The organism is Streptomyces sp. NPDC046925, from assembly GCF_040644915.1.
Lineage (GTDB): Bacteria > Actinomycetota > Actinomycetes > Streptomycetales > Streptomycetaceae > Streptomyces.
The window spans coordinates 318,749-339,423 of sequence record NZ_JBEYWZ010000009.1; the positions used below are offsets into that span (position 1 = coordinate 318,749).

The 20,675-nt window shown below is 70.2% G+C and carries 16 protein-coding genes and 2 pseudogenes; 12 read left to right on the forward strand and 6 right to left on the reverse strand.

What is annotated here, in order from left to right:
- The first annotated feature begins 56 nt into the window (after positions 1-56).
- From ABZ906_RS31815 to ABZ906_RS31840, 6 genes and pseudogenes are all read left to right on the forward strand, one after another.
- Positions 57-1,706 (forward strand): glycoside hydrolase family 13 protein, encoded by a 1,650-nt coding sequence (locus ABZ906_RS31815; RefSeq protein ID WP_361184331.1) that lies wholly within the window; start codon positions 57-59, stop codon positions 1,704-1,706.
- A 2-nt stretch (positions 1,707-1,708) separates the two neighbouring features.
- Complete coding sequence (locus ABZ906_RS31820; protein ID WP_361388801.1) at positions 1,709-2,779, forward strand: LacI family DNA-binding transcriptional regulator; 1,071 nt, start codon at positions 1,709-1,711, stop codon at positions 2,777-2,779.
- Positions 2,780-3,179: 400 nt separating this feature from the next.
- Positions 3,180-4,577: pseudogene (locus tag ABZ906_RS31825) on the forward strand (alpha-amylase family protein); the annotation flags it as partial.
- A gap of 176 nt (positions 4,578-4,753) precedes the next feature.
- Positions 4,754-7,459, forward strand: a complete 2,706-nt coding sequence (gene pulA / locus ABZ906_RS31830; RefSeq protein ID WP_361388681.1) for a pullulanase-type alpha-1,6-glucosidase — start codon at positions 4,754-4,756, stop codon at positions 7,457-7,459.
- 99 nt (positions 7,460-7,558) lie between these two features.
- Positions 7,559-9,637 (forward strand): alpha-amylase family glycosyl hydrolase, encoded by a 2,079-nt coding sequence (locus ABZ906_RS31835; RefSeq protein WP_361388684.1) that lies wholly within the window; start codon positions 7,559-7,561, stop codon positions 9,635-9,637.
- 221 nt (positions 9,638-9,858) lie between these two features.
- Positions 9,859-10,374, forward strand: coding sequence for a GNAT family N-acetyltransferase (locus ABZ906_RS31840; RefSeq protein WP_361184323.1), 516 nt, complete (start codon positions 9,859-9,861; stop codon positions 10,372-10,374).
- A 71-nt stretch (positions 10,375-10,445) separates the two neighbouring features.
- Here the strand turns inward: ABZ906_RS31840 and ABZ906_RS31845 are convergent.
- The 4 genes and pseudogenes from ABZ906_RS31845 to ABZ906_RS31860 all read right to left on the reverse strand — a co-directional run.
- Positions 10,446-10,642: pseudogene (locus ABZ906_RS31845) on the reverse strand (GNAT family N-acetyltransferase); the annotation flags it as partial.
- 27 nt (positions 10,643-10,669) lie between these two features.
- Positions 10,670-11,848 (reverse strand): hypothetical protein, encoded by a 1,179-nt coding sequence (locus ABZ906_RS31850; RefSeq protein ID WP_361388687.1) that lies wholly within the window; start codon positions 11,846-11,848, stop codon positions 10,670-10,672.
- Positions 11,845-12,237, reverse strand: coding sequence for a hypothetical protein (locus ABZ906_RS31855; protein ID WP_361185053.1), 393 nt, complete (start codon positions 12,235-12,237; stop codon positions 11,845-11,847). Before ABZ906_RS31855 ends, ABZ906_RS31850 begins: the two co-directional genes overlap by 4 nt.
- Before the next feature lie 63 nt (positions 12,238-12,300).
- On the reverse strand, positions 12,301-13,218 hold the full coding sequence (locus ABZ906_RS31860; protein WP_361388690.1) for an MBL fold metallo-hydrolase: 918 nt from the start codon (positions 13,216-13,218) through the stop codon (positions 12,301-12,303).
- A 165-nt stretch (positions 13,219-13,383) separates the two neighbouring features.
- Here ABZ906_RS31860 and ABZ906_RS31865 point away from each other — a divergent pair, with 165 nt between their 5' ends.
- The 5 genes from ABZ906_RS31865 (at position 13,384) to ABZ906_RS31885 (ending at position 17,130) form a co-directional block, all read left to right on the forward strand.
- Positions 13,384-13,611 carry a hypothetical protein gene (locus tag ABZ906_RS31865; RefSeq protein WP_361388693.1) on the forward strand — a complete coding sequence of 76 codons (228 nt, stop codon included), beginning with the start codon at positions 13,384-13,386 and terminating at the stop codon, positions 13,609-13,611.
- Positions 13,598-14,998, forward strand: coding sequence for an amidase (locus ABZ906_RS31870; RefSeq protein ID WP_361388696.1), 1,401 nt, complete (start codon positions 13,598-13,600; stop codon positions 14,996-14,998). The genes ABZ906_RS31865 and ABZ906_RS31870 overlap by 14 nt, the downstream gene beginning before the upstream one ends.
- A 60-nt stretch (positions 14,999-15,058) precedes the next feature.
- Positions 15,059-15,619, forward strand: coding sequence for a TetR/AcrR family transcriptional regulator (locus ABZ906_RS31875; protein ID WP_361388699.1), 561 nt, complete (start codon positions 15,059-15,061; stop codon positions 15,617-15,619).
- 210 nt (positions 15,620-15,829) lie between these two features.
- Positions 15,830-16,708 (forward strand): MEDS domain-containing protein, encoded by an 879-nt coding sequence (locus ABZ906_RS31880; RefSeq protein WP_361388702.1) that lies wholly within the window; start codon positions 15,830-15,832, stop codon positions 16,706-16,708.
- Positions 16,708-17,130: an ATP-binding protein gene (locus ABZ906_RS31885; RefSeq protein WP_361388705.1), complete on the forward strand. Its 423-nt coding sequence runs from the start codon at positions 16,708-16,710 to the stop codon at positions 17,128-17,130. The genes ABZ906_RS31880 and ABZ906_RS31885 overlap by 1 nt, the downstream gene beginning before the upstream one ends.
- A 40-nt stretch (positions 17,131-17,170) precedes the next feature.
- Here ABZ906_RS31885 and ABZ906_RS31890 read toward each other — a convergent pair whose 3' ends face one another.
- On the reverse strand, positions 17,171-17,857 hold the full coding sequence (locus tag ABZ906_RS31890; RefSeq protein WP_361388708.1) for a class I SAM-dependent methyltransferase: 687 nt from the start codon (positions 17,855-17,857) through the stop codon (positions 17,171-17,173).
- Positions 17,858-17,952: 95 nt separating this feature from the next.
- Between ABZ906_RS31890 and ABZ906_RS31895 the strand changes: the two genes are divergently transcribed.
- Positions 17,953-18,573 carry a helix-turn-helix domain-containing protein gene (locus ABZ906_RS31895; RefSeq protein WP_361388711.1) on the forward strand — a complete coding sequence of 207 codons (621 nt, stop codon included), beginning with the start codon at positions 17,953-17,955 and terminating at the stop codon, positions 18,571-18,573.
- A 5-nt stretch (positions 18,574-18,578) separates the two neighbouring features.
- Here the strand turns inward: ABZ906_RS31895 and ABZ906_RS31900 are convergent, their stop codons facing one another.
- Positions 18,579-20,636, reverse strand: a complete 2,058-nt coding sequence (locus ABZ906_RS31900) for a phosphocholine-specific phospholipase C (protein ID WP_361388714.1) — start codon at positions 20,634-20,636, stop codon at positions 18,579-18,581.
- Positions 20,637-20,675: the final 39 nt, after the last annotated feature.

Below are 20,675 nucleotides of genomic sequence, written 5' to 3' on the forward strand. Positions count from 1 at the left end.
GCGTCGTTCGCGGCACACACCCCCCTCGCACTCGACCTCTCGATCTCAGGGAAGACATGACCCAGCATCTCGCCGCCCCTGCAGCCCCCGCCTCCGGCACCCACACGGACTGGTGGCGTGGCGCGGTGATCTACCAGGTCTATCCGCGCAGCTTCGCCGACGGCAACGGTGACGGAATGGGCGACCTGGACGGCATCCGCGCCCGCCTTCCCTACCTCAGGGACCTGGGCGTCGACGCCGTCTGGCTCAGCCCCTTCTACTCCTCGCCGCAGGCCGACGCCGGCTACGACGTCGCCGACTACCGCGCGATCGACCCGATGTTCGGCAACCTCCTCGACGCCGACGCCCTGCTGCGGGACGCCCACGACCTGGGCCTGCGCGTCATCGTCGACCTGGTGCCCAACCACTCCTCGGACCGGCACGACTGGTTCCAGCGCGCCCTGCGCGAGGGCCCCGGCTCCCCCCTGCGCGAGCGCTACCACTTCAAGGCCGGCAAGGGCGAGAACGGCGAACTGCCGCCCAACGACTGGGAGTCCGTCTTCGGCGGCCCCGCCTGGACCCGGGTCGAGGACGGCGAGTGGTACCTGCACCTCTTCGCGCCCGAGCAGCCCGACTTCAACTGGGAACACCCCGCCGTCCACGACGAGTTCCGCTCCATCCTGCGCTTCTGGCTCGACATGGGCGTCGACGGCTTCCGCGTCGACGTCGCCCACGGCCTGGTCAAGGCCGAAGGTCTGCCCGACATCGGCATGCACGACCAGCTCAAGCTCCTGGGCAACGATGTCATGCCGTTCTTCGACCAGGACGGCGTGCACGAGATCTACCGCAGCTGGCGCAAGGTCCTCACCGAGTACGCGGGCGACAAGATCCTCGTCGCCGAGGCGTGGACGCCCACCGTCGAGCGCGCCGCCGCCTACGTCCGCCCGGACGAGATGCACCAGGCCTTCAACTTCCAGTACCTGGGCACCCACTGGGACGCCGCGGAGCTGCGCGAGGTCATCGACGTGTCGCTGGCCGCCATGCGCCCCGTCGGCGCCCCGGCCACCTGGGTGCTCTCCAACCACGACGTCACACGGCACGCCACGCGGTTCGCCAACCCGGCAGGGCTCGGCACCCAGCTGCGCACCGCGGGCGACCGCGAGCTCGGCCTGCGCCGCGCCCGCGCGGCGACGCTCCTGATGCTGGCGCTGCCCGGCTCCGCGTATGTCTACCAGGGCGAGGAACTGGGCCTGCCCGACGTCACCGACCTGCCCGACGAGGTGCGCCAGGACCCCTCGTTCCACCGCGCGAGCGGCCAGGACGGCTTCCGCGACGGCTGCCGGGTGCCCATCCCGTGGACCACCGAGGGCTCCAGTTACGGATTCGGCGCGGGCGGCAGCTGGCTGCCGCAGCCGGCGGGCTGGGGCAAGCTCAGTGTCGAGGCGCAGACCGGCGACCCCGACTCGACCCTGGAGCTGTACCGCAGCGCGCTCGCCGTACGACGGGAGCAGCCCGGGCTCGGCGCGGGCGACTCGCTGGAGTGGCTGGAGGCCCCTGAGGGCGTTCTGGCCTTCCGTCGCGAGGGTTTCGTGTGCACGGCCAACACCACGGGCGCGGCGGTAACGATCCCGGCCCCCGGCCGGTTCCTGCTCGCCAACGCCGGGGTGGAGACGGCGGACGGCAAGGTCGAGCTGCCCGCCGACACCACCGTCTGGTGGGCGGTGTGACCCTGTCCCTGCCGCGGTCCGCCGACCGGGGAGGCGCGGGGGACCGGCCGGACCGGGGAGCCCCGCGCCTCGCGGACATCGCGGCCCAGGCCGGCGTCAGCGAGGCCACCGCGAGCCGGGTGCTCAACGGCAAACCGGGGGTGGCCGCGGGCACCCGGCGCCGGGTGCTCGCCGCTCTGGACGTGCTCGGCTACGAACGGCCGATGCGGATCAAGCGGCACAGCGCCGGTCTGGTCGGCCTGGTCATCCCCGAGCTCAGCAACCCGATCTTCCCCGCCTTCGCGCAGGTCGTCGAGCAGGTCCTGTCCGGGCACGGCTACACGCCGATGCTGTGCACCCAGATGCCGGACGGGGCCAGCGAGGACGAGCTGGTCGAGCAGTTGGAGGAACGCCGGGTCAGCGGCATCGTCTTCCTCTCGGGGCTGCACGCCGACACCACGGCCGATCCCGCGCGGTATCTCGAACTGCACGCCCGTGGTGTGCCGTTCGTGCTCATCAACGGCTACAACGAGCACATCCCGGTGTCCTTCGTCTCGCCCGACGACCGCGCGGCGGCGCGGATGGCGGTGCGTCACCTCGTCGACCTGGGCCACCGGCGGATCGGCCTGGCCATCGGGCCCACCCGCTATGTCCCCTCGCTGCGCAAGGCGGAGGGGTTCAAGGCCGCTCTGCACGCGCTGCTCGGCGTGGAGCAGGAGGAGGCCGAACAGCTCGTGCAGCGCACGCTGTTCACGGTCGAGGGCGGTCACGCGGCGGCCAGCGCCCTGCTCGACCAGGGGTGCACGGCGATGGTCTGCGGCAGCGACATGATGGCGCTCGGTGCCGTACGGGCGGTGCGCGAGCGCGGCCTCTCGGTGCCCGGCGACGTCTCGGTGGTCGGCTTCGACGACTCGCCCCTCATCGCGTTCACGGACCCGCCGCTGACCACGGTGCGCCAGCCGGTGCAGGCCATGGCGAGCGCCGCGGTGGGCGCGCTGCTCGAGGAGCTGCACGGCAACCCCGTACAGCACACGGAGTTCGTCTTCCAGCCCGAGCTCGTGGTGCGCGGCTCGACGGCGCAGCCGCCGCGCTGAGGCACGCCCGCGCAGTCGCCGGGCCGGGAGAGAGGCGCCCGGTGCCGGCCCTGTTCGGGGCAGCGGGGTCTTGATGTGGCTCCGGGGCCTCTCCGTCCGTCCTCCGGCCCGAACGGCCGGGCGCGTGGGGCCCGTTATCCGGGTCCCCCGGCCGTCCGGACCGGAGTTGTGGTTGAACGTAACACCGTCGCAATGTCTTGCGAAAGGTTTTGCGGCGCATGAACTCCCGGGAATCCGCATCTGACGCGAGAGTGTGCGCGGAGGGTTGACCGCGGTTCCCGGGGGTCGTACGGTCTCGGCTGAAATCGGCGTTGAAATGTTTCTGCAACATCCTTCAACGGCCTGACGGGCACGGCGCGTTGCCATTCAAGGTCACACCTCACTCATGCAGGAGGCCCTCATGGCTGGCCGAAAGACCAGAGTCCGCAGACCCGTCGCCGGCGCCCTCGCCCTGGTGGCGGGCGCCGCGGGCAGCATCGTCGCCGGAGCCCCGCAGGCGCAGGCGGCCCCGCCCGGAGCCAAGGACGTCACCGCCGTGCTCTTCGAGTGGAAGTTCGACTCGGTGGCCAAGGCCTGCACGCAGCAGCTCGGCCCCGACGGTTACGGCTACGTGCAGGTCTCCCCGCCCCAGGAACGCATCCAGGGCGAGGCATGGTGGACCGCCTACCAGCCCGTCAGCTACAAGATAGGCAGCCGGCTCGGCGACCGGACCGCGTTCAAGAACATGGTCGACACCTGCCACAAGGCCGGGGTGAAGGTCGTCGCGGACGCGGTCATCAACCACATGACCAACGCCTCCGGCACCGGCTCGGCCGGCTCCACGTTCACCAAGTACGACTACCCGGGCACCTACTCGGGCGCCGACATGGACAACTGCCGGTCGAGCATCAGCAACTACCAGGACCGCTGGAACGTCCAGAACTGCGAGCTGGGCGGCCTCGCCGATCTCGACACCGGCGAGGAGTACGTGCGGGGGAGGATCGCCGCCTACCTCAACGACCTGCTGTCCCTCGGCGTCGACGGCTTCCGGGTCGACGCGGCCAAGCACATCGCCGTGGACGACCTGAAGAACATCAAGTCCCGGCTGACCAACCCCAATGCCTACTTCAAGCAGGAGACGATCTACGGCTCGGGCGAGGCGGTATCGCCGAGCGAGTACACCGCCACCGGCGACGCCCAGGAGTTCCGCTACGGCTGGGACCTCAAGCGCGTCTTCAACGACGAGAAGCTCGCCTATCTGAAGAACTACGGCGAGGGCTGGGGCTACATGCCCGGCGCCTCGGCCGCCGTGTTCGTCGCCAACCACGACACCGAGCGGCACGGCCAGACCCTCAACTACAAGGACGGCGCGAACTACACCCTCGCCCATGTCTTCATGCTGGCCCTGCCCTACGGCGCCCCCGACGTGCAATCGGGCTACGAGTTCAGCAACATCGACGCCGGACCGCCCAACGGCGGTCAGGTGAACGCCTGCTACAGCGACGGCTGGAAGTGCCAGCACGCCTGGCCCGAGATCAGAAGCATGGTCAAGTTCCGCAACACCGCCCGCGGGACCGGCATGACCAACTGGTGGGACAACGGCAACGATGCCATCGCGTTCGGCCGCGGCGACAAGGCCTACGTGGTCATCAACCACGAGGGCTCCACGGTCGACCGCACCTTCCAGACCTCCCTCGCCGCGGGCGGCTACTGCGACGTCCAGAGCGGCAGGAGCGTCACCGTCAACGGCTCGGGCCAGTTCACGGCCGCCGTGGCACCGAACACCGCGCTCGCTCTGCACGCGGGTGCCAGGAGCTGCTGAGCGAAGACCCCGCCCTGCCTGACCGGCCGCCCGGCATCCGCTTCCCCGCCGCCGGGCGGCCCACCCGACTCGGGGCTCCGCCCCGGACCCCGCTCCTCGAACGCCGGAGGGGCTGTTTCTTGTCCCTCCGGCGCGCACCCCCTGACCCCGCACTACACAAGGAGAAGCTCCCCTTGACCGGCTCCCCCCGCCGTACCCTCGTCACCACGGCCCTCGCCCTGCTCGCCGCCGTCGCGCCCCTGACGTCCTCGGCCACCGCGGCGCCCCGGGCACCGGCCGCCGCCGACGCTCCCGCCGACCTAGACCTGTCCAAGTCCGCGGCGCAGTGGATCGACAAGAACACCCTCGCCTGGGACGTCAAGGGCGACGCCGCGTCGCAGGAGCTGGTCTACGCCCGCGACGGACAGCTGACCGTCAAGGACGGCGAACTCGCCGGCGAGGGACGGCGCATCCGCCTCACCCCCGCCGGGGGCGGCCTCACCGACGCCCAGCGCAAGAAGTACCCGCACCTCAAGAGCTACGCGGCCTTCACCGTCGACCCACGCGACCGGGACCGCGTCCGCACCGCCCTCACCGGTCAGCTCGTCGCCACCCGCAGCGGCGCCGACGGCACCCTGCTCGGCGCCACCGGCGTCCAGACGCAGGGCATACTCGACGACCTCTACGGCGCCAGGGCCACCAAGGCCGCCCTCGGCCCGCAGTTCCGCGGCGGCCGCCCCACCCTGGCCGTGTGGGCGCCCACCGCCCAGTCCGTCAGCCTCGAACTGGACGGCAAGCGCGTGGCGATGCGGCGCGACGACGCCAGCGGCGTGTGGTCCGTCACCGGCGCCAGAAGCTGGTCGGGCAAGCAGTACCGGTACGTCGTGAAGGTGTGGGCGCCCAGCGTCCAGAAGGTCGTCACCAACAAGGTCACCGACCCCTACTCCACCGCGCTCACCGCCGACTCGCAGCGCAGCATCGCCGTCGACCTCGACGACCCGAAGCTCGCGCCCAAGGGCTGGGGGCAGCTGAGGAAGCCCGGGGCGACACCCCTGCGCGACGCACAGATCCAGGAACTGCACATCCGCGACTTCTCCGTCGAGGACCGCACCGCCAAGCACCCCGGCCAGTACCTGGCCTTCACCGACACGGCGTCCGACGGCATGAAGCACCTGCGCGAGCTGGCCAAAGCCGGCACCTCCTACATGCATCTGCTGCCCGCGTTCGACATCGGCACCATCCCCGAGCGCGCCGCCGACCAGTCGAAGCCCGACTGCGACCTGACGGCGTCCGCCCCGGACTCCGACGAGCAGCAGGCCTGCGTCACGAAGACCGCGGCCAAGGACGCCTACAACTGGGGATACGACCCCCTGCACTACACCGTGCCCGAGGGCAGCTACGCGAGCGACCCGGCCGGGACCCGTCGTACGGTCGAGTTCCGGGAGATGGTCCAGGGTCTCAACGGCTCCGGGCTTCGCACCGTGATGGACGTCGTCTACAACCACACCGTCGCCAGCGGTCAGGCCGACAAGTCCGTCCTCGACAAGATCGTGCCCGGTTACTACCAGCGGCTGCTCGCCGACGGCACGGTGGCCACCTCCACCTGCTGTGCCAACACCGCCCCCGAGAACGCCATGATGGGCAAGCTCGTGGTGGACTCCCTGGTCACCTGGGCCAGGGAGTACAAGGTCGACGGCTTCCGCTTCGACCTGATGGGACACCACCCCAAGGCCAACATCCTGGCCGTCCGCAAGGCGCTGGACGCGCTGACCCTCAAGAAGGACGGCGTCGACGGCAAGAACATCGTCCTGTACGGCGAGGGCTGGAACTTCGGCGAGATCGCGGACGACGCCCGCTTCGTCCAGGCCACCCAGAAGAACATGGCGGGCACGGGCATCGCCACCTTCTCCGACCGGGGCCGCGACGCGGTGCGCGGCGGCGGCCCCTTCGACGAGGACCCCGGCGTCCAGGGCTTCGCCAGCGGCCTGTTCACCGACCCCAACGCCTCGAAGGCCAACGGCACCCCGGCCGAGCAGAAGGCCCGGCTCCTGCACTACCAGGACCTGATCAAGGTCGCCCTGACCGGCAACCTCGCCGACTACACGTTCACCGACTCCGCGGGAAAGAAGGTCAAGGGCTCCGAGGTCGACTACAACGGCGCCCCGGCCGGATACGCCGCCGCCCCCGGCGACGCCCTCTCCTACGCCGACGCCCACGACAACGAAGCGCTGTACGACGCGCTCGCCTTCAAGCTGCCCGCGGACACCACGGCCGCCGAGCGCTCCCGCATGCAGGTGCTCGCCATGGCGACCGCCACCCTGGCGCAGGGCCCGTCCCTCTCCCAGGCGGGCAGCGACCTGCTGCGCTCCAAGTCCCTGGACCGCAACTCCTACGACAGCGGCGACTGGTTCAACGCCCTGCACTGGGACTGCCGTGAGGGCAACGGCTTCGGCCGCGGCCTGCCCCCGGCCGCCGACAACAAGGACAAGTGGTCGTACGGAAAGCCGCTGCTGACGTCCGCGTCCCTGACCCCCGGCTGCGCGGAGATCAACGGCACCTCGGCCGCCTACCGGGACCTGGTGAAGCTGCGCGCGACCGAGCCCGCGTTCTCCCTGGCCACGGCCGGGCGTGTCCAGTCCCGGCTCTCCTTCCCGCTCTCGGGCACCTCCGCGGAGACCCCCGGCGTCATCACCATGGAGGTGGGTGACCTGGTGGTCGTCTTCAACGCGACCCCACAGGCGCAGAAGCAGAGCGTCGCGGCCCTCAAGGGCGCCGCGTACAAGCTGCACCCCGTCCAGGCCAAGGGCGGCGACCCCGTGGTCAAGTCGTCCTCGTACGAGAGGAGTTCAGGCACCTTCGACGTCCCCGCACGGAGCGTCGCCGTCTTCGAGCGAGGCTGAGTCACGGGACTGCGAGCACGGGCCTGACCGGCCCCTCCACCCGTCCGGGCTGATGGCGCGTCGGCCCTCCCGCGTACCCCACTACGTACAGGAGGATCCATGACGCACCTCAGCGCCACCGGAGAACCCAGAGCGCTTCTGGCCGGCGTCCTGGCCGCGCTGTTCCTGACACTGCTCCCCGGCGTCAGCGGCGCGGACAGGGCGGCGGGGGAGGACACCCGAAGCGTGGCCGCCGAGGCGGAGCCCGCGAGCATGCTCGGCGGGGACCCGCGCGCGGACACCGTCTACTTCGCCATGACCGCGCGCTTCAGCGACGGCGACGCGACCAACAACCGCGGCGGCAACCAGCACACGTCGTCGGGGAACGCGGCCAACGACGACCCCATGGTCCGCGGCGACTTCAAGGGACTCGCCGAGAAGCTGGACTACATCAAAGGCCTCGGCTTCTCGGCGATCTGGATCACCCCGGTGGTCATGAACCGGTCGGACTACGACTACCACGGCTACCACGGATACGACTTCTACGAGATCGACCCGCGCCTGGAGTCCGACGGCGTCTCCTACCAGCAGCTCATCGACCGGGCCCACGCCAAGGGCATCAAGATCTACCAGGACGTCGTCTACAACCACAGCTCGCGCTGGGGCGCCAAGGGCCTGTTCACCCCGACCGCGTTCGGCGTCCAGGACGAGGAGTGGGGCGACTACTACGACGACAAGGTCGAGGGCAAGCAGTACGACCCGCTCGACGAGGACGCGCAGGGCAACCCCTACAACGGCGACCGCTGGTCCACCGCGGAACCGGCGGGCAACACCTGCAAGGACTGGGGCAAGCAGTCGGGCACCGGCTCGGACGGCCGGAAGATCTACAACTGCCAGTGGCCGAGCCCTACTTCGGGCATGTTCCCCAAGGCCACGTACCACCAGTGCTGGATCGGCAACTGGGAGGGCGAGGACTCACGAAGCTGCTGGCTCCACGACGACCTGGCGGACTTCAACACCGAGAACGCCGATGTGCAGCAATACCTGATCGACGCCTACAACAAGTACATCGACATGGGCGTGGACGGCTTCCGCGTCGACACCGCCGTGCACATCCCGCGCACCACCTGGAACCGCCGCTTCCTGCCCGCGCTGCACGACAAGCTGGTGGCGAAGTACGGCGCGGACAAGGCCGACGACTTCTATGTGTTCGGCGAGGTCGCGGCCTTCGTCAACGACAAGTGGAACCGCGGCTCGGTCAACCACTCCGCACAGTTCTACACGTGGAAGGAACGCAAGGAGTACAGCGCCGACGACGCGACGGCCGCCCTCGAAATGTATGAGTACGAGCAGGCGCAGGGCACCGGCAACCAGCCCACCAGCAACAACGCCTTCCTGGACGGAAACACCTACCACGCGCCGGACCGCACGAAGTTCTCCGGCATGAACATCATCGACATGCGCATGCACATGAACTTCGGCGACGCCCCGAACGCCTACAACAACGGCAAGGACTCCGACGACTCCGTCAACGACGCCACGTACAACGCGGTGTATGTCGACAGTCATGACTACGGACCGAACAAGTCCTCCACCCGTTATGCGGGCGGCACCGACGCCTGGGCCGAGAACATGGCCCTGATGTGGACCTTCCGCGGCATCCCGACCCTGTACTACGGCTCGGAGATCGAGTTCCAGAAGGGCAAGCAGATCGACTGCGGCCCCAAGTGCCCGCTGGCCGGTACAGGGCGCGCCTACTACGGCGACCACCTCGAAGGCAGCGTCACCGCCACGGAGTTCGGCACGGTCGACAGCGCGAGCGGCGAGGTCGCCGAGACCCTGGACCAGCCTCTGGTCAAGCATGTGCAGCGACTCAACCGGATCCGCAGGGCCGTGCCGGCGCTCCAGTCGGGCCAGTACTCCACCGAGGGCATCACCGGACCGATGGCCTACAAGCGCCGCTACACCTCGGGCTCCGTCGACAGCTTCGCCCTCGTCACCGTCTCCGGCGAGGCGAGCTACAGCGGCATCCCCGACGGCACCTACACCGACGCCGTCACCGGCGAGACGAAGACCGTCACCGACGGCAAGCTCTCCGTCGCCGCTCCGGGCAAGGGCAATCTGCGCGCCTATGTGCTCGACCTGCCGGGCAATCCGGCTCCGGGCAAGGTCGGCGCGGACGGCCCGTACCTGAAGTAGCCGCTCATCGAGCAGTCACTTTCTGAGCAGGCGCTCTTTAAATGTGTTGCCCGGCCTGCGGGGCGGTTGTTATCGTCCCGCAGGCGCGAGAGACGCGCTGTCACCGGACCGGGAGGTTGATGAATATGGCTGCCGCAGGCCGTCATCAGCATGCCCTCGTCCGGGCCGCGCGTTAGCCGAGCGCGGACCGGGTCGTCACTTCGAACGACCAGGAGAGACACATGTCTTCCTCTTCTTCATCCACACCCGCATCCACCCCTGCCCACGCCGACGTGAGCACCGAGCGTCTCGTCCTGCGGCCCTGGACCCCGGGCGAGGCCGCCGCGGTCCTCGGCGACACCAGGTCCACGCACTGGGCGGACGACTTTCCCGCCGAAGGCGACCGTGTGATCGCGAGCCTCTTCGAGCAGAACCCCGACTGGCTCGGTGTCTACGGCCACCGTCTGGTCATCGAGCGGGAGAGCGGCCTGGTGGTGGGCTCGATCGGCCTGTTCTGGCCGCCCAGCGAGGGCGTCCTGGAGATCGGGTACGGGATCGTGGCCTCGCGCCGCGGTCTGGGCTATGCCTCCGAGGCCACCAGGGCCCTGGTGGAGTTCGCCCTGACCGCACCGGGTGTCCACACGGTGTCCGCCGGGGTGGAACTGTCGAACCCGCCCTCGGTCCGCGTGCTGGAGAAGGCGGGCTTCCACCGGCAGTCCACCGAAGGGAACGTGGCCAGGTTCACCACCGTGAGGTGAGGCCCGACCACGAGCTGAGCTGAACAACCGGGGCCCCGGAGGCAACACCTTGCCTTCGGGGCCCCGCCATGTCACGGCGTGGACGGCAGGTGGATCAGACCTGCTTCCGTCGGCCGGAATCCGCAGGCCTCGAAGTAGAAGCCGCGCAGGTGGGGCTCGAGCCCCGGGTTTTCGTGTCGATCAGGAAGGCGTGGGCCGCGCCGTCCCACGCCACGTTCACGAAGCCGACCAGGACACCGGCACCGTCACGGGCCCCCACCCAGCCCAGGCCGCACAGGAGATCGCTTCGCTCATCTCAACCGTCCACGGTGCCGGGCGGCCGCAGAGCGAACTCCACGCGGCGTGCGAACGACTCGAACTCCGCGCTCCAGCGCACCTTGTCGTAGAGCTCGCGGACGACCGCCGCAAGGACGTGCAGGGTCCGCCCCGACCCCGTCTCCAGCGCGTTGCGCAGCGCTGCCTCGGCGTACTCGAAGGATGTGGTGGTGTCCCCGGCGAGGGCGTAGGCGTGGGCCAGGTTGGCCTGGTGCAGGCCCATCTCGTGGTTGAAGCCGGTGTCCCAGGCGTCGAGGCTGGAGCGCATCTCGTCCGTCGCCTGCTCCAGGCGCCCCACCCGGAGGAGAATCACCGCCCGCTGGGCGCGCAGGTAGTTGTCGGTCATGAAGCCGGCAGAGACCCCCAGCGGGTCCCGTGGTGCCTCCGGCTCGTGAATCATGTGCTGCGCGGTGTCCAGGGCGGCCAGGGCCCTGCGTTCGTCTCCGAGCAGCGCCCAGGCATGGGCACACTGCTGGTGTCCGAAGGCCCGCATGCGGCTCGGCGGTCGATCGCCGCCGACGGACTGCTCGGCGAGACCGAGCCCGACGTGGGCGTCGAAATCGTCGGTGGCCATCTGCGACCTGCGGGCGTGGAAGTACCCGGCGAGGACCTGATCACCGGCCGCCATGGCCAGCGTGGCGGACTTCTCCGCGTACGTTCCTGCCGTCTCGAAGTCGCCGCTGCTCTGCCAGAGCCAGCCCAGGAAATCCATCCAGGTGGCCTGCAATTTCAGGATGTCCCTGCCGAGGGCCCGGTCGCTGGTGTCCCTGCGCATGAGGGAGAGAACCGATATCTGCTGGCGGGCCAGCGGCAGCACCTGGGCGGGGCCCATGGACCGCTCGGAGGTGACCAGGTTCCGGCGCAGCATGGCCAGCGAGCCGATGAGCCCGGGGTCGACCCTGACCTGGCTGCCGCTCCTGCTGACTCCGTCCGACATCAGAACGCCGGCGAGGCCGCCCACCCGCTGGATGAATCCCCTGCGGTCCGTTCCTCCTCCGCCCGGTGGGTCGTCCGTCGGGCCCGTCCCCGGCGCCGCGAAGTGGAAGTGGTTCTCCGTCACGTACTGGTCGCGCCCCGCTTGGTAGACCCGCCCCTCGTCGCTTGCCTGCGCGCGCATCTGCGGTGCACCGCCCTCACCGGCCGGGCTCACGGAGCTCATCCCTCGGTGATGTGCTGGTCCCGGCCCGCCTGGTAGACCCGGCCGTGACCGGTGGCCTTCGCCCGCAGGTGCACTTCCGCGCCCGGCGTCCCGGGCGGGGAGAGCTCGTCGAGCAGGACGCGCAGCTCCCGCACGGCGGACGGGTCCGAAAGCAGTACGGTCATCAGCTGCCCCTGCCACGCCACGCGCAGCGCCTCCGCCGTCCTGTCGGCCTCCGGTCCGTCGCCCGCAAGCAGCAGAGTCGAGCGGGCCGATTCCAGGTCCCGCCCCACCGCGTCGACGTTCTCCGGACGGAACCGGCGCCACAGGGCGATCACGCCGTCGACGGCCTGCTGCCAGGTGTCGCCGGCCAGTGCGCCCACCACGGCAGAGCCGGCCGCTCCGGCCATGGTCACGATCTCAGGATCCACGAGCTCCCCGCTGTTCTCCGTATCCGCACTCCGCCTCTCAGCTTAGGCAACTGCCGCCCCCGGGGCGGCAGGAACGAGTCGGTAGGAGGTGCCGTCGGGGATCACGTGGCCCGCGGTGGGCGGCGGGAAGTGGCTGCCGAGGAGCAGGGTCCGGGTGCCGGAGAGCGAGGCGAGGAGCGCATGGCGGGTCCCGGCCGCGGCCGCGGGGTCGATGTCCACGCAGCTGCCCAGGTCCGGGTGGGTCAACTGGACGGGGTGGTGGATGCAGTCACCGGTGATGAGCGCGCTCTCGCCGCGACTGGTCAGTTCCACCGCCACCTGGCCGGGTGTGTGGCCCGGAGCGGGACGCAGGCGGACACCGGGGGCGATGTCGGTGCCCTCGGAAGCCACGTCGACGAGGTCGAGCAGCCCCGCGTCCTTGATGGGGTGCACGGAGTCCCGGAACATCTGGCGGCGGGCCTCGTCCATGTCGGCGCCGGCCCAGTAGTCCCACTCGGTGCGGGTCGTGACGTAGCGGGCGTTGGGGAAGGTGGGCACCCAACTGCCGTCCTGCACGCTGGTGTTCCAGCCGACGTGGTCGGTGTGCAGGTGGGTGAGGACGACGAGGTCCACCGTCTCGGGTGCGAAGCCGGCCTCCGTCAGGCGCGTCAGGTAGTCGGTGTTCAGGTTGTGCCACGCGGGGTTGGCCCGTTGCTTGCCGTTGCCGATGCCGGTGTCGACGAGCACACGCAAGCCGTCGGCCTCGATCGCGAAGCTGTGGCTCGCCAGTCGCAGGACGCGCTGCTCGTCCGCGAAGTCCGGTTGCAGCCAGGGGGATCGGGCCACGACCTCCGGGGTGGCTCCGGGCAGCAGCCAGGGGCCCGTCTGCGGGGGCAGGTGCACCTCGTCGATGCGGGCGACGGTGAGGTCTCCCACGGCCCAGGTCGGGGCGGTATTGGCGTGCTGGGGGTTGCTGGGCATGCGGGCTCCTCCGGGTGGTGCGTTACCGCGTCTAAAAGCAACGCGTTTGCGTTAAGTCGAACGTAGGGCCTATCGTGCCGCTAAAGCAAACCGTTAGCTTTTGAGTGCTGCCGAGAGCGGGCCGCCGCCCCGCGCAGCGCGACGAACCGAGTCGAGAGGGCGCCCATGAACACCGCCGAACTCACCCCGCAGGAGGCCGCCCGCGGGGCCCTCCGGGCGGGCCTGCCGCTGGAAGACGACCGTCACGAGGCGGTGGCGGCGACGGCCAACCACATCCACTCCGTCATCGCCACCCTGCGGGAGCTGGACTTCGGGGACACGCCGCCGGCGATGGCCTACACGGCGCGCACGGCGGACGCAGCGGGACAGGAGGCCGTCGATGCAGCCGTATGAGCTGTCGCTCGCCGATGCCGCCCGCGCGGTGTCCGCGGGTGAGCTGTCGCCGGTCGAACTGACCGATTCCGTCCTCGATCGCATCGACGCGGTGGAATCGCGCCTGCACGCCTACGTCACCGTCGCCGCCGACTCCGCCCGGACATCCGCCGCCGCGGCCGAGAAGGAGATCGCCCGGGGTCGGTCGCGCGGTCCGCTGCACGGCATCCCCATGGGCCTGAAAGACCTGATCGATGCCGAGGGCATGCCCACCACGGCGAGCTCCCGCGTCAGGGCGGACCATGTCGCCGAAAGCGACAGCGCCGTCGCCGCGCACCTGTCCGCGGCCGGTGCGGTGCTGCTCGGCAAGACCCACACCCACGAGTTCGCCTACGGCCTCACCACCCCTCAGACGCACAACGCCTGGGACCACGGCCGCGTCGCCGGTGGGTCGAGCGGAGGCTCGGCCGTCGCCGTCGCGGCGGGAGAGGCCACGTTCGCCCTGGGGACCGACACCGGCGGTTCGATCCGCGTGCCCGCGGCGCTGAACGGCGTGGTCGGCCTCAAGCCGACGTACGACCTGATCTCCCGGCAGGGTGTGACCTCCCTTTCCTGGTCCCTGGACCACGTCGGCCCCGTCACCCGCACGGTGCGGGACGCGGCGCTCGTCCTCGCGGCACTGGAGGGACCGCGGCGGCACGCACCGGGAGATGGCGCCGCCGCGGAGGCCGGTGACCTGACGGGGCTGCGGGTGGGCGTGCCGCGCAACTACTACTTCGAGCGCGTCAGCCCGGAGGTCGAGGCCAGTGTGCGCGAGGCCATCGGGCGGCTCCGGGAGCTGGGAGCCGAACTCGTCGAGGTCGAGATCCCGATGACGCGCTACATCCAGGCCGTCCAGTGGGGCCACATGGTCCCCGAAGCGACCTCGTACCACGAGCGAACGCTCCGCTCGACGCCCGATCTGTACGCGGCGGACGTCCGAGTCCTGCTGGAGGCGGGCGAGTTCGTGACCGCCGGTGACTATCTCCGGGCCCAGCGCGCCAGGACACTGATGCGCGACGCTTGGGCGAAGCTGCTCGGCCAAGTCGACGTGATCGCCGCCCCGGCGGTGCCGATGACGGCGGTCAAGTCCGGTCAGGACAGTGTGGAGTGGGCCGACGGCACCGTGGAGGCCGTCTCCGACAGCTACGTCCGCCTCTCAGCACCGGCCAACATCACGGGCGTTCCGGCGCTGACGCTGCCCGTCGGCCAGGATCACGCGGGCCTGCCGATCGGGATGCAGCTGATGGGTCGCCCCCTGGACGAAGCGACCGTCCTGCGGGTCGGGCGCGCCTATGAGGTGGCCGGAGCGGCGGAGGAGTTCGGGCCGGCAGCGGCAGTGGGGCGGCTCGCTCCCGTCGCGGCTTGAGGGTGCACCCTTCCATCACCTAGAAGCAATAAATTTGCATTAAGGCGTTAAGGTGGAGCCATGAGTCCCAAGCCCATGGTCCGGCCGGGAGGGCGCAGCGCCCGGGTCCAGGAGTCAGTCCACGCGGCAGTCCGCGAGCTGCAGGCCGAGCTGGGACGCGAGGCGCTGACCGTCCCGCTGGTCGCGGCTCGCGCGGGGGTGACCCCCTCGACCGTCTATCGCCGGTGGGGGGACTTGCAGGAGCTCCTGTCGGACGTCGCCGTCGAGCACCTGCGCCCCGATACGCAGCCGGCCGACCTCGGCAGCCTGCGTGCGGACCTCGGGGCCTGGGCGGAGCAGTTCCTCGACGAGATGGCGTCCCCGCCGGGGCGTGCGTACATCAGGGACGCACTCCTCGGCGACCCGGACGGGAGCAACGCCGGCCAGTGCTCCGCCTACGCCGCCGACCAGATCGGCGTCGTCCTGGCCCGTGCGGCGGAACGGGGCGAGGCCGCTCCGGACGCGGAACGGGTCATCGACCAGGTCGTGGCGCCGATGATGTACCGCATCCTCTTCCGCCCCAACTCCCTGGACGCCGCCTACGCGCGCGCACTCGTGGAGCACGCCCTCACGGAGTCCTGAACTCGGCTGCTCCGAAGGTGACGTGCCGAGCAGAGCCAGTGCGGAGCGCGTCATCTTCCATCAGCCTCGCTCGCTCTCGATCGCCGAGAAGGGCCGCGCCGTCAGTTGGCGGTCACTATGCGCGGGGTCCGCCTCCGTCGAGTACGGAGCGTTAGCGTTTGCCCCGCACTTGTTTCCCCGTCGGGCCCTGCGGGGCCCCGGAGGTGAGAGATGGCGGATGCCGGCTCGGCGTCGGTCGGAACGATCCCGGTTCAGCGCCTGCGTGCGGGTGACCACGCTTTCGTCAGTTACGCCGACGACGACGCGGGCCGCGACGTGGTCTCCGTATTCGCGTGGGCGGGGCTCCTGAAGCGCGAGAAGGTCATGGTCTTCGCCGCTCCGCACATGAAGGACGAACACGTGTGGAACCGCCTTGACGCGCCGGGAGTGCTTCTGGGGGCCGCTCGCCGACACGGCCAGTTGGTGCTCAGCAGCATGCGCTCCCTCATCCAGCCCCAGGACGCGTTCACCCCGCACCGCCAGTGGGAGCGCATCACCGAAGAGACGGACAAGGCACTGGACGAGGGCTACAGCGGGCTTCGCACCTATATCGACATGCACTGGGTGCGTGACCTGGGCGCCGATGTCGAGGTGATGATGCACCGCGAGTCCCACGCCCAGCATCTGTTCACCGACCGGCCCTACACCGAGATCTGCGCCTACGACACCCGGTGGTTCGACCCCGACGTCGTGAGGGCCATGCACGAGGCCCACCCCTGCCGGCTGCTGCCCCGCCTGGGTGTCCTGCGCGTGGAACACGCGGACGGCGTGGTGCACATGGTCGGCGAGGCGGACCTGGCCACCAGGGATGAGTTCATCGGCGCCGTGCGCGAGGGGCTCAGGCGCAGCGGGGATTCCCGGTCGCTGACCGTGGACCTTTCCGGTCTCGTCTTCCTCGCCGTGGTCTGCGCGGTGGATCTGCTGCGGCTGGTTCTGGAGGATGCGCACGGCCCGGTCCGGGTCGACTGCGCGTCGACACCGGCCCGCATATTGCACCGGGCAGGCGCGGACCAAGTGCCCCATCTGGCGATCAATGAGGTGGGCCGTTGATGTCGACAGCGTCAGGGGGCCGTGAGGTCCCGCCCGTCACCCTGCTGGAATCACGTTTCGACCGGGACGGCCTGCCAAGGCTCCGGATGCTCGTCGAACAGTACGCGGACCAGCAGGGGCTGACCGAGCCACGGCGCAGCGAGTTCATCGCCGCCTTGGACGCCGTGGCGGTCAACGCGGTCGAGCACGCGGGCGGCGGCGGCAAGCTGATCCTGCAGCGCAACAACGGCCATCTGGACTGCCACATCGATGACGTGGGCCCCGGCTTCAGCGCCGACGTCATCCCTGTGCGGGCTCCCGCTCTCGACGGCGACGAGAGCGGGCGGGGACTGTGGCTCGCCGACCTGTTCACCGACGAGCTCAACATCTCGGCGGGGCCCGGCGGGAGCAGGGTGACCCTGACCGTGCGCCTGCCCCGCTGACAGGGAGGGCCCGTGCGGCTGACCGGGACGGCCCGTGCGATCAGGCCTGCCCGACGCGGCGCCGCAGCTTGACGGTGTAGTTGGTCCGCGTGGAGGGCCCTCCGTCGGGAGCCGTCAGGGGGTGCTCGTGCGTGTCGCAGACGAGCACCTCCCACTGCCCGGCCGGCAGGTCGAGAGAAGCCAGGACTTTCTGCGGAGTGGGGAAGTCCAGGCCGGAGTGCGGTGCGGTCTCCCAGGCCGGAAAGCCCATGTGGCCCACGATCAGGAGAGTGCCGCCCTCGGAGACGGCCGCTGCGGCGTTCCGCAGGATCTGCTCGCGCGGCATCTCGTGGAGGGAGTGCAGGAACTGGGCGCAGACCAGGTCGTAACGGCCGGCCGGGAAGGACACGCCGAGATCGTGGTGCTGCCACTCGACGCGGTCGGCGACCCGCGCCCGGTCCGCGTGCCCGGCCGCACGGCCGAGGGCGACGCGCGAGATGTCGGATGCGGTGACGCGCCAGCCCTGCCGCGCGAGCCAGATCGCGTCGCCCCCCTCGCCGCAGCCCAGGTCCAGGGCGCTGCCCGGCGTCAGACCCTCGGTCTCGCGGACGAGCGCGGCATTGGGCTCGCCGCTCCACAGGCGGTCGCTCTGGTCGTAGCGCTCGTCCCAGAACGCCTCGGCCGATCCGGCGGCGGGGGCGCTGTGGGTGTCGGAAGCATCGCGGGTGTCGGTGTGCTGATCGCTCATGAGGGCTCCTTCTGCCTGCTCGGCGGCTCTGCGGCAACCCTGCGCGCGGCCACGGCGGCTTGACAAAGATATTTGCCGCATCGGCAAATGGAGCGATGAGCGACGACACCGACCTCACGGACGTGCTGACCGCCGTCGGTCCCCGGCTGCGGGCACTGCGCAAGGCGCGGGGCGCCACCCTGGCCCGGCTGAGCGAGGAGACGGGCATCTCCCTGAGCACGCTCTCGCGCCTCGAGGCCGGGCAGCGCGAGCCGACCCTGAAGCTCCTTCTGCCGCTGGCCAGGGCGTACGGCGTGCCGCTCGACGAACTGGTCGGCGCGCCCCAGACGGGCGACCCGCGCATCCATCCCCGGCCCTTCCTGCGCCACGGCAACACCTGGGTCCCCCTGACCCGGTATCTCGGCGGAATGCACGCCTACAAGCAGGTCATGCCGGTCGCCAAGAGCGGCACCCGGCAGAGCGCGTGCCCCGAGCAGGGCACGCACGAGGGGTACGAGTGGCTCTACGTCCTCTCCGGCCGCCTGCTCCTGGCCCTGGGCGAGCACGACCTCGTCCTCACCGCGGGCGAGGCCGCCGAGTTCGACACCCGCACCCCGCACGGCTTCGCCAACGCCGGTGACATCCCGGTGGAGTTCCTCGTCCTGTTCGGGGCGCAGGGCGAGCGCATGCACGTCCGCGTCAGGGCCGGCGGCGAGGAGAGGGGCGGGGGAGCCTAGCGGGGTCAGACGGTGCGCAGCGCCGGGTCGCTGGTGCCGGGTTCGCCGGTCTCCACATGGCCGGCGAACCTGCGCAGGTAGGCGCTGTCGCTGTCGGCCCTGACGCGCAGGTCGTACCAGCGCTTGCTGTGGCCGAGGTCGACCCAGCGTGTCCTGCGGCCGCCCGCCGGGACGGTGACCTCGCTGCTCCTGCCGCCGTAGGCGTTGGTGACGGTGAGGCGGCAGGCCGTCCTTGCGGGGTTGGTGAAGGTGAGTCTGACGCGGCCGCTCTCCCGGTCGTGGTGGCCGGTGACTTCCGGGCTCACGGTCGCGGCGGTGCCCTCGTAGGTGCGCAGATAGCCGCCCGGGCCGTGCACGGTCAGCTCGTACGTTCCGTCGGAGGGGCCGGTGCTCCAGGTGTCGGAGAGCTTCCTGCCCGCTGCGGCGGTGTAGGTCCAGGGCCCGTCGTCGCGGTTGCCGGAGGTGACGAGGAAACAGGCGCCTGTCTCGTCACCCGGGGTGAAGGTGAGCTCGACCGTGCCGGCGGAGGGCTTGACGGCGGCGGTGACCAGGGGCGTGTAGGGCAGGGGCCGGGTGGGCCTCGCGCCCTTCTCCTGGCGGAGCAGGGCAGGGGCGGCGGGCGGCGAGGGCGTGTAGCTGTCGTGCCGCTCCTTGTCCGGCGGTTCGTAGGCGTCGGTGCTCGGCAGGTCCGCGCGCTCGGTGTGCTTGAGGCTGAAGTCGAAGGCCGAGGTGAGGTCGCCGCAGATGGCGCGGCGCCAGGGGGAGATGTGCGGTTCGCGGACGCCGAAGCGGCGCTCCATGAACTGGATGACGGAGGTGTGGTCGAAGACCTCGGAGCAGACGTAGCCGCCGGTCGACCACGGGGAGACGACAAGGGTGGGCACGCGCATGCCGAGTCCGTAGGGGCCCGCGCCGTAGGTGCTGTCGCCGGGGAAGAGATCGAGGTCGGTGTCGACGGTGGACGCTCCCCAAGAGGGGTCGGCCGGCGGGTAGGGCGGCGGCACGTGGTCGAAGTAGCCGTCGTTCTCGTCGTACGTGATGAACAGGGCGGTCTTGCTCCACACCTCCGGGTCGGACGTCAGGGCGTCCAGGACCTGAGAGATGTACCAGGCGCCGTAATTCGCGGGCCAGTTGGGATGTTCGCAGAATGCTTCCGGAGCCGCGATCCACGAAATCTGCGGGAGTTTCCCGGCCTTGACGTCCGCGCGCAGGTCATCGAGGAGATCGCCGCCCTTCTTGACCGTCGTTCCCTTGCGCGCCTTTTCGTAGAGGGGGTCGCCTGGCCGGGAGTCGCGGTACTTGTTGAAGAACATCAGCGAGTTGTCGCCGTAGTTTCCGCGATAGGCGTCCTCCAGGACGCCCCACAGGCCTTCCTCGGTGAGTCCGTCGCCGATGTCCTGATAGATCTTCCAGGACACTCCGGCCTTCTCCAGGCGCTCGGGATAGGTGGTCCAGTCGTAACCGGCTTCTTCGTTGCCGAGGACCGGTCCGCCGCCCTTGCCGTCATTTCCCGTATGCCCGGAGTAGAGGTAGTAGCGGTTGGGGTCGGTCGCTCCGATGACGGACGAGTGGTAGGAGTCGCAGACCGTGAAGGCGTCGGCCAGGGCGTAGTGGAACGGTATGTCGTCCCTGGTCAGATGGGCCATCGTGCCGGACGTCTTGGCCGCTATCCAGTCGTCGTACTTGCCTTTGTTCCAGGCCTGGTGGCCGGTCTCCCAGTCATGGCTCAACCCGGCGATGAACTGCATTCCCAGATCGTCCGCGTCCGGGTGGTAGGGCAGGACTTCCTTGCCGCCACCGGACTGGTGCCACACGGACTTTCCGCTCTCCAGCATGAGCGGGCGGGGGTCACCGAATCCCCGGACGCCGTTGAGCGTCCCGAAGTAGTGGTCGAAGGAGCGGTTCTCCTGCATGAGCACCACGATGTGCTCGACGTCGTCGATCGATCCCGACCGGCCGGAGGCGGGGATGTCGACGGCCCGCGTGATGCTGGCGGCCAGAGCCCCGACGCCGATGGTGCCGCCCGCCGCCTGGAGGAAGCGACGACGGTTGAATGCAGGCATGTAGATGTACCTCTGAAACGTGGGGGATAGAGGGGCCGG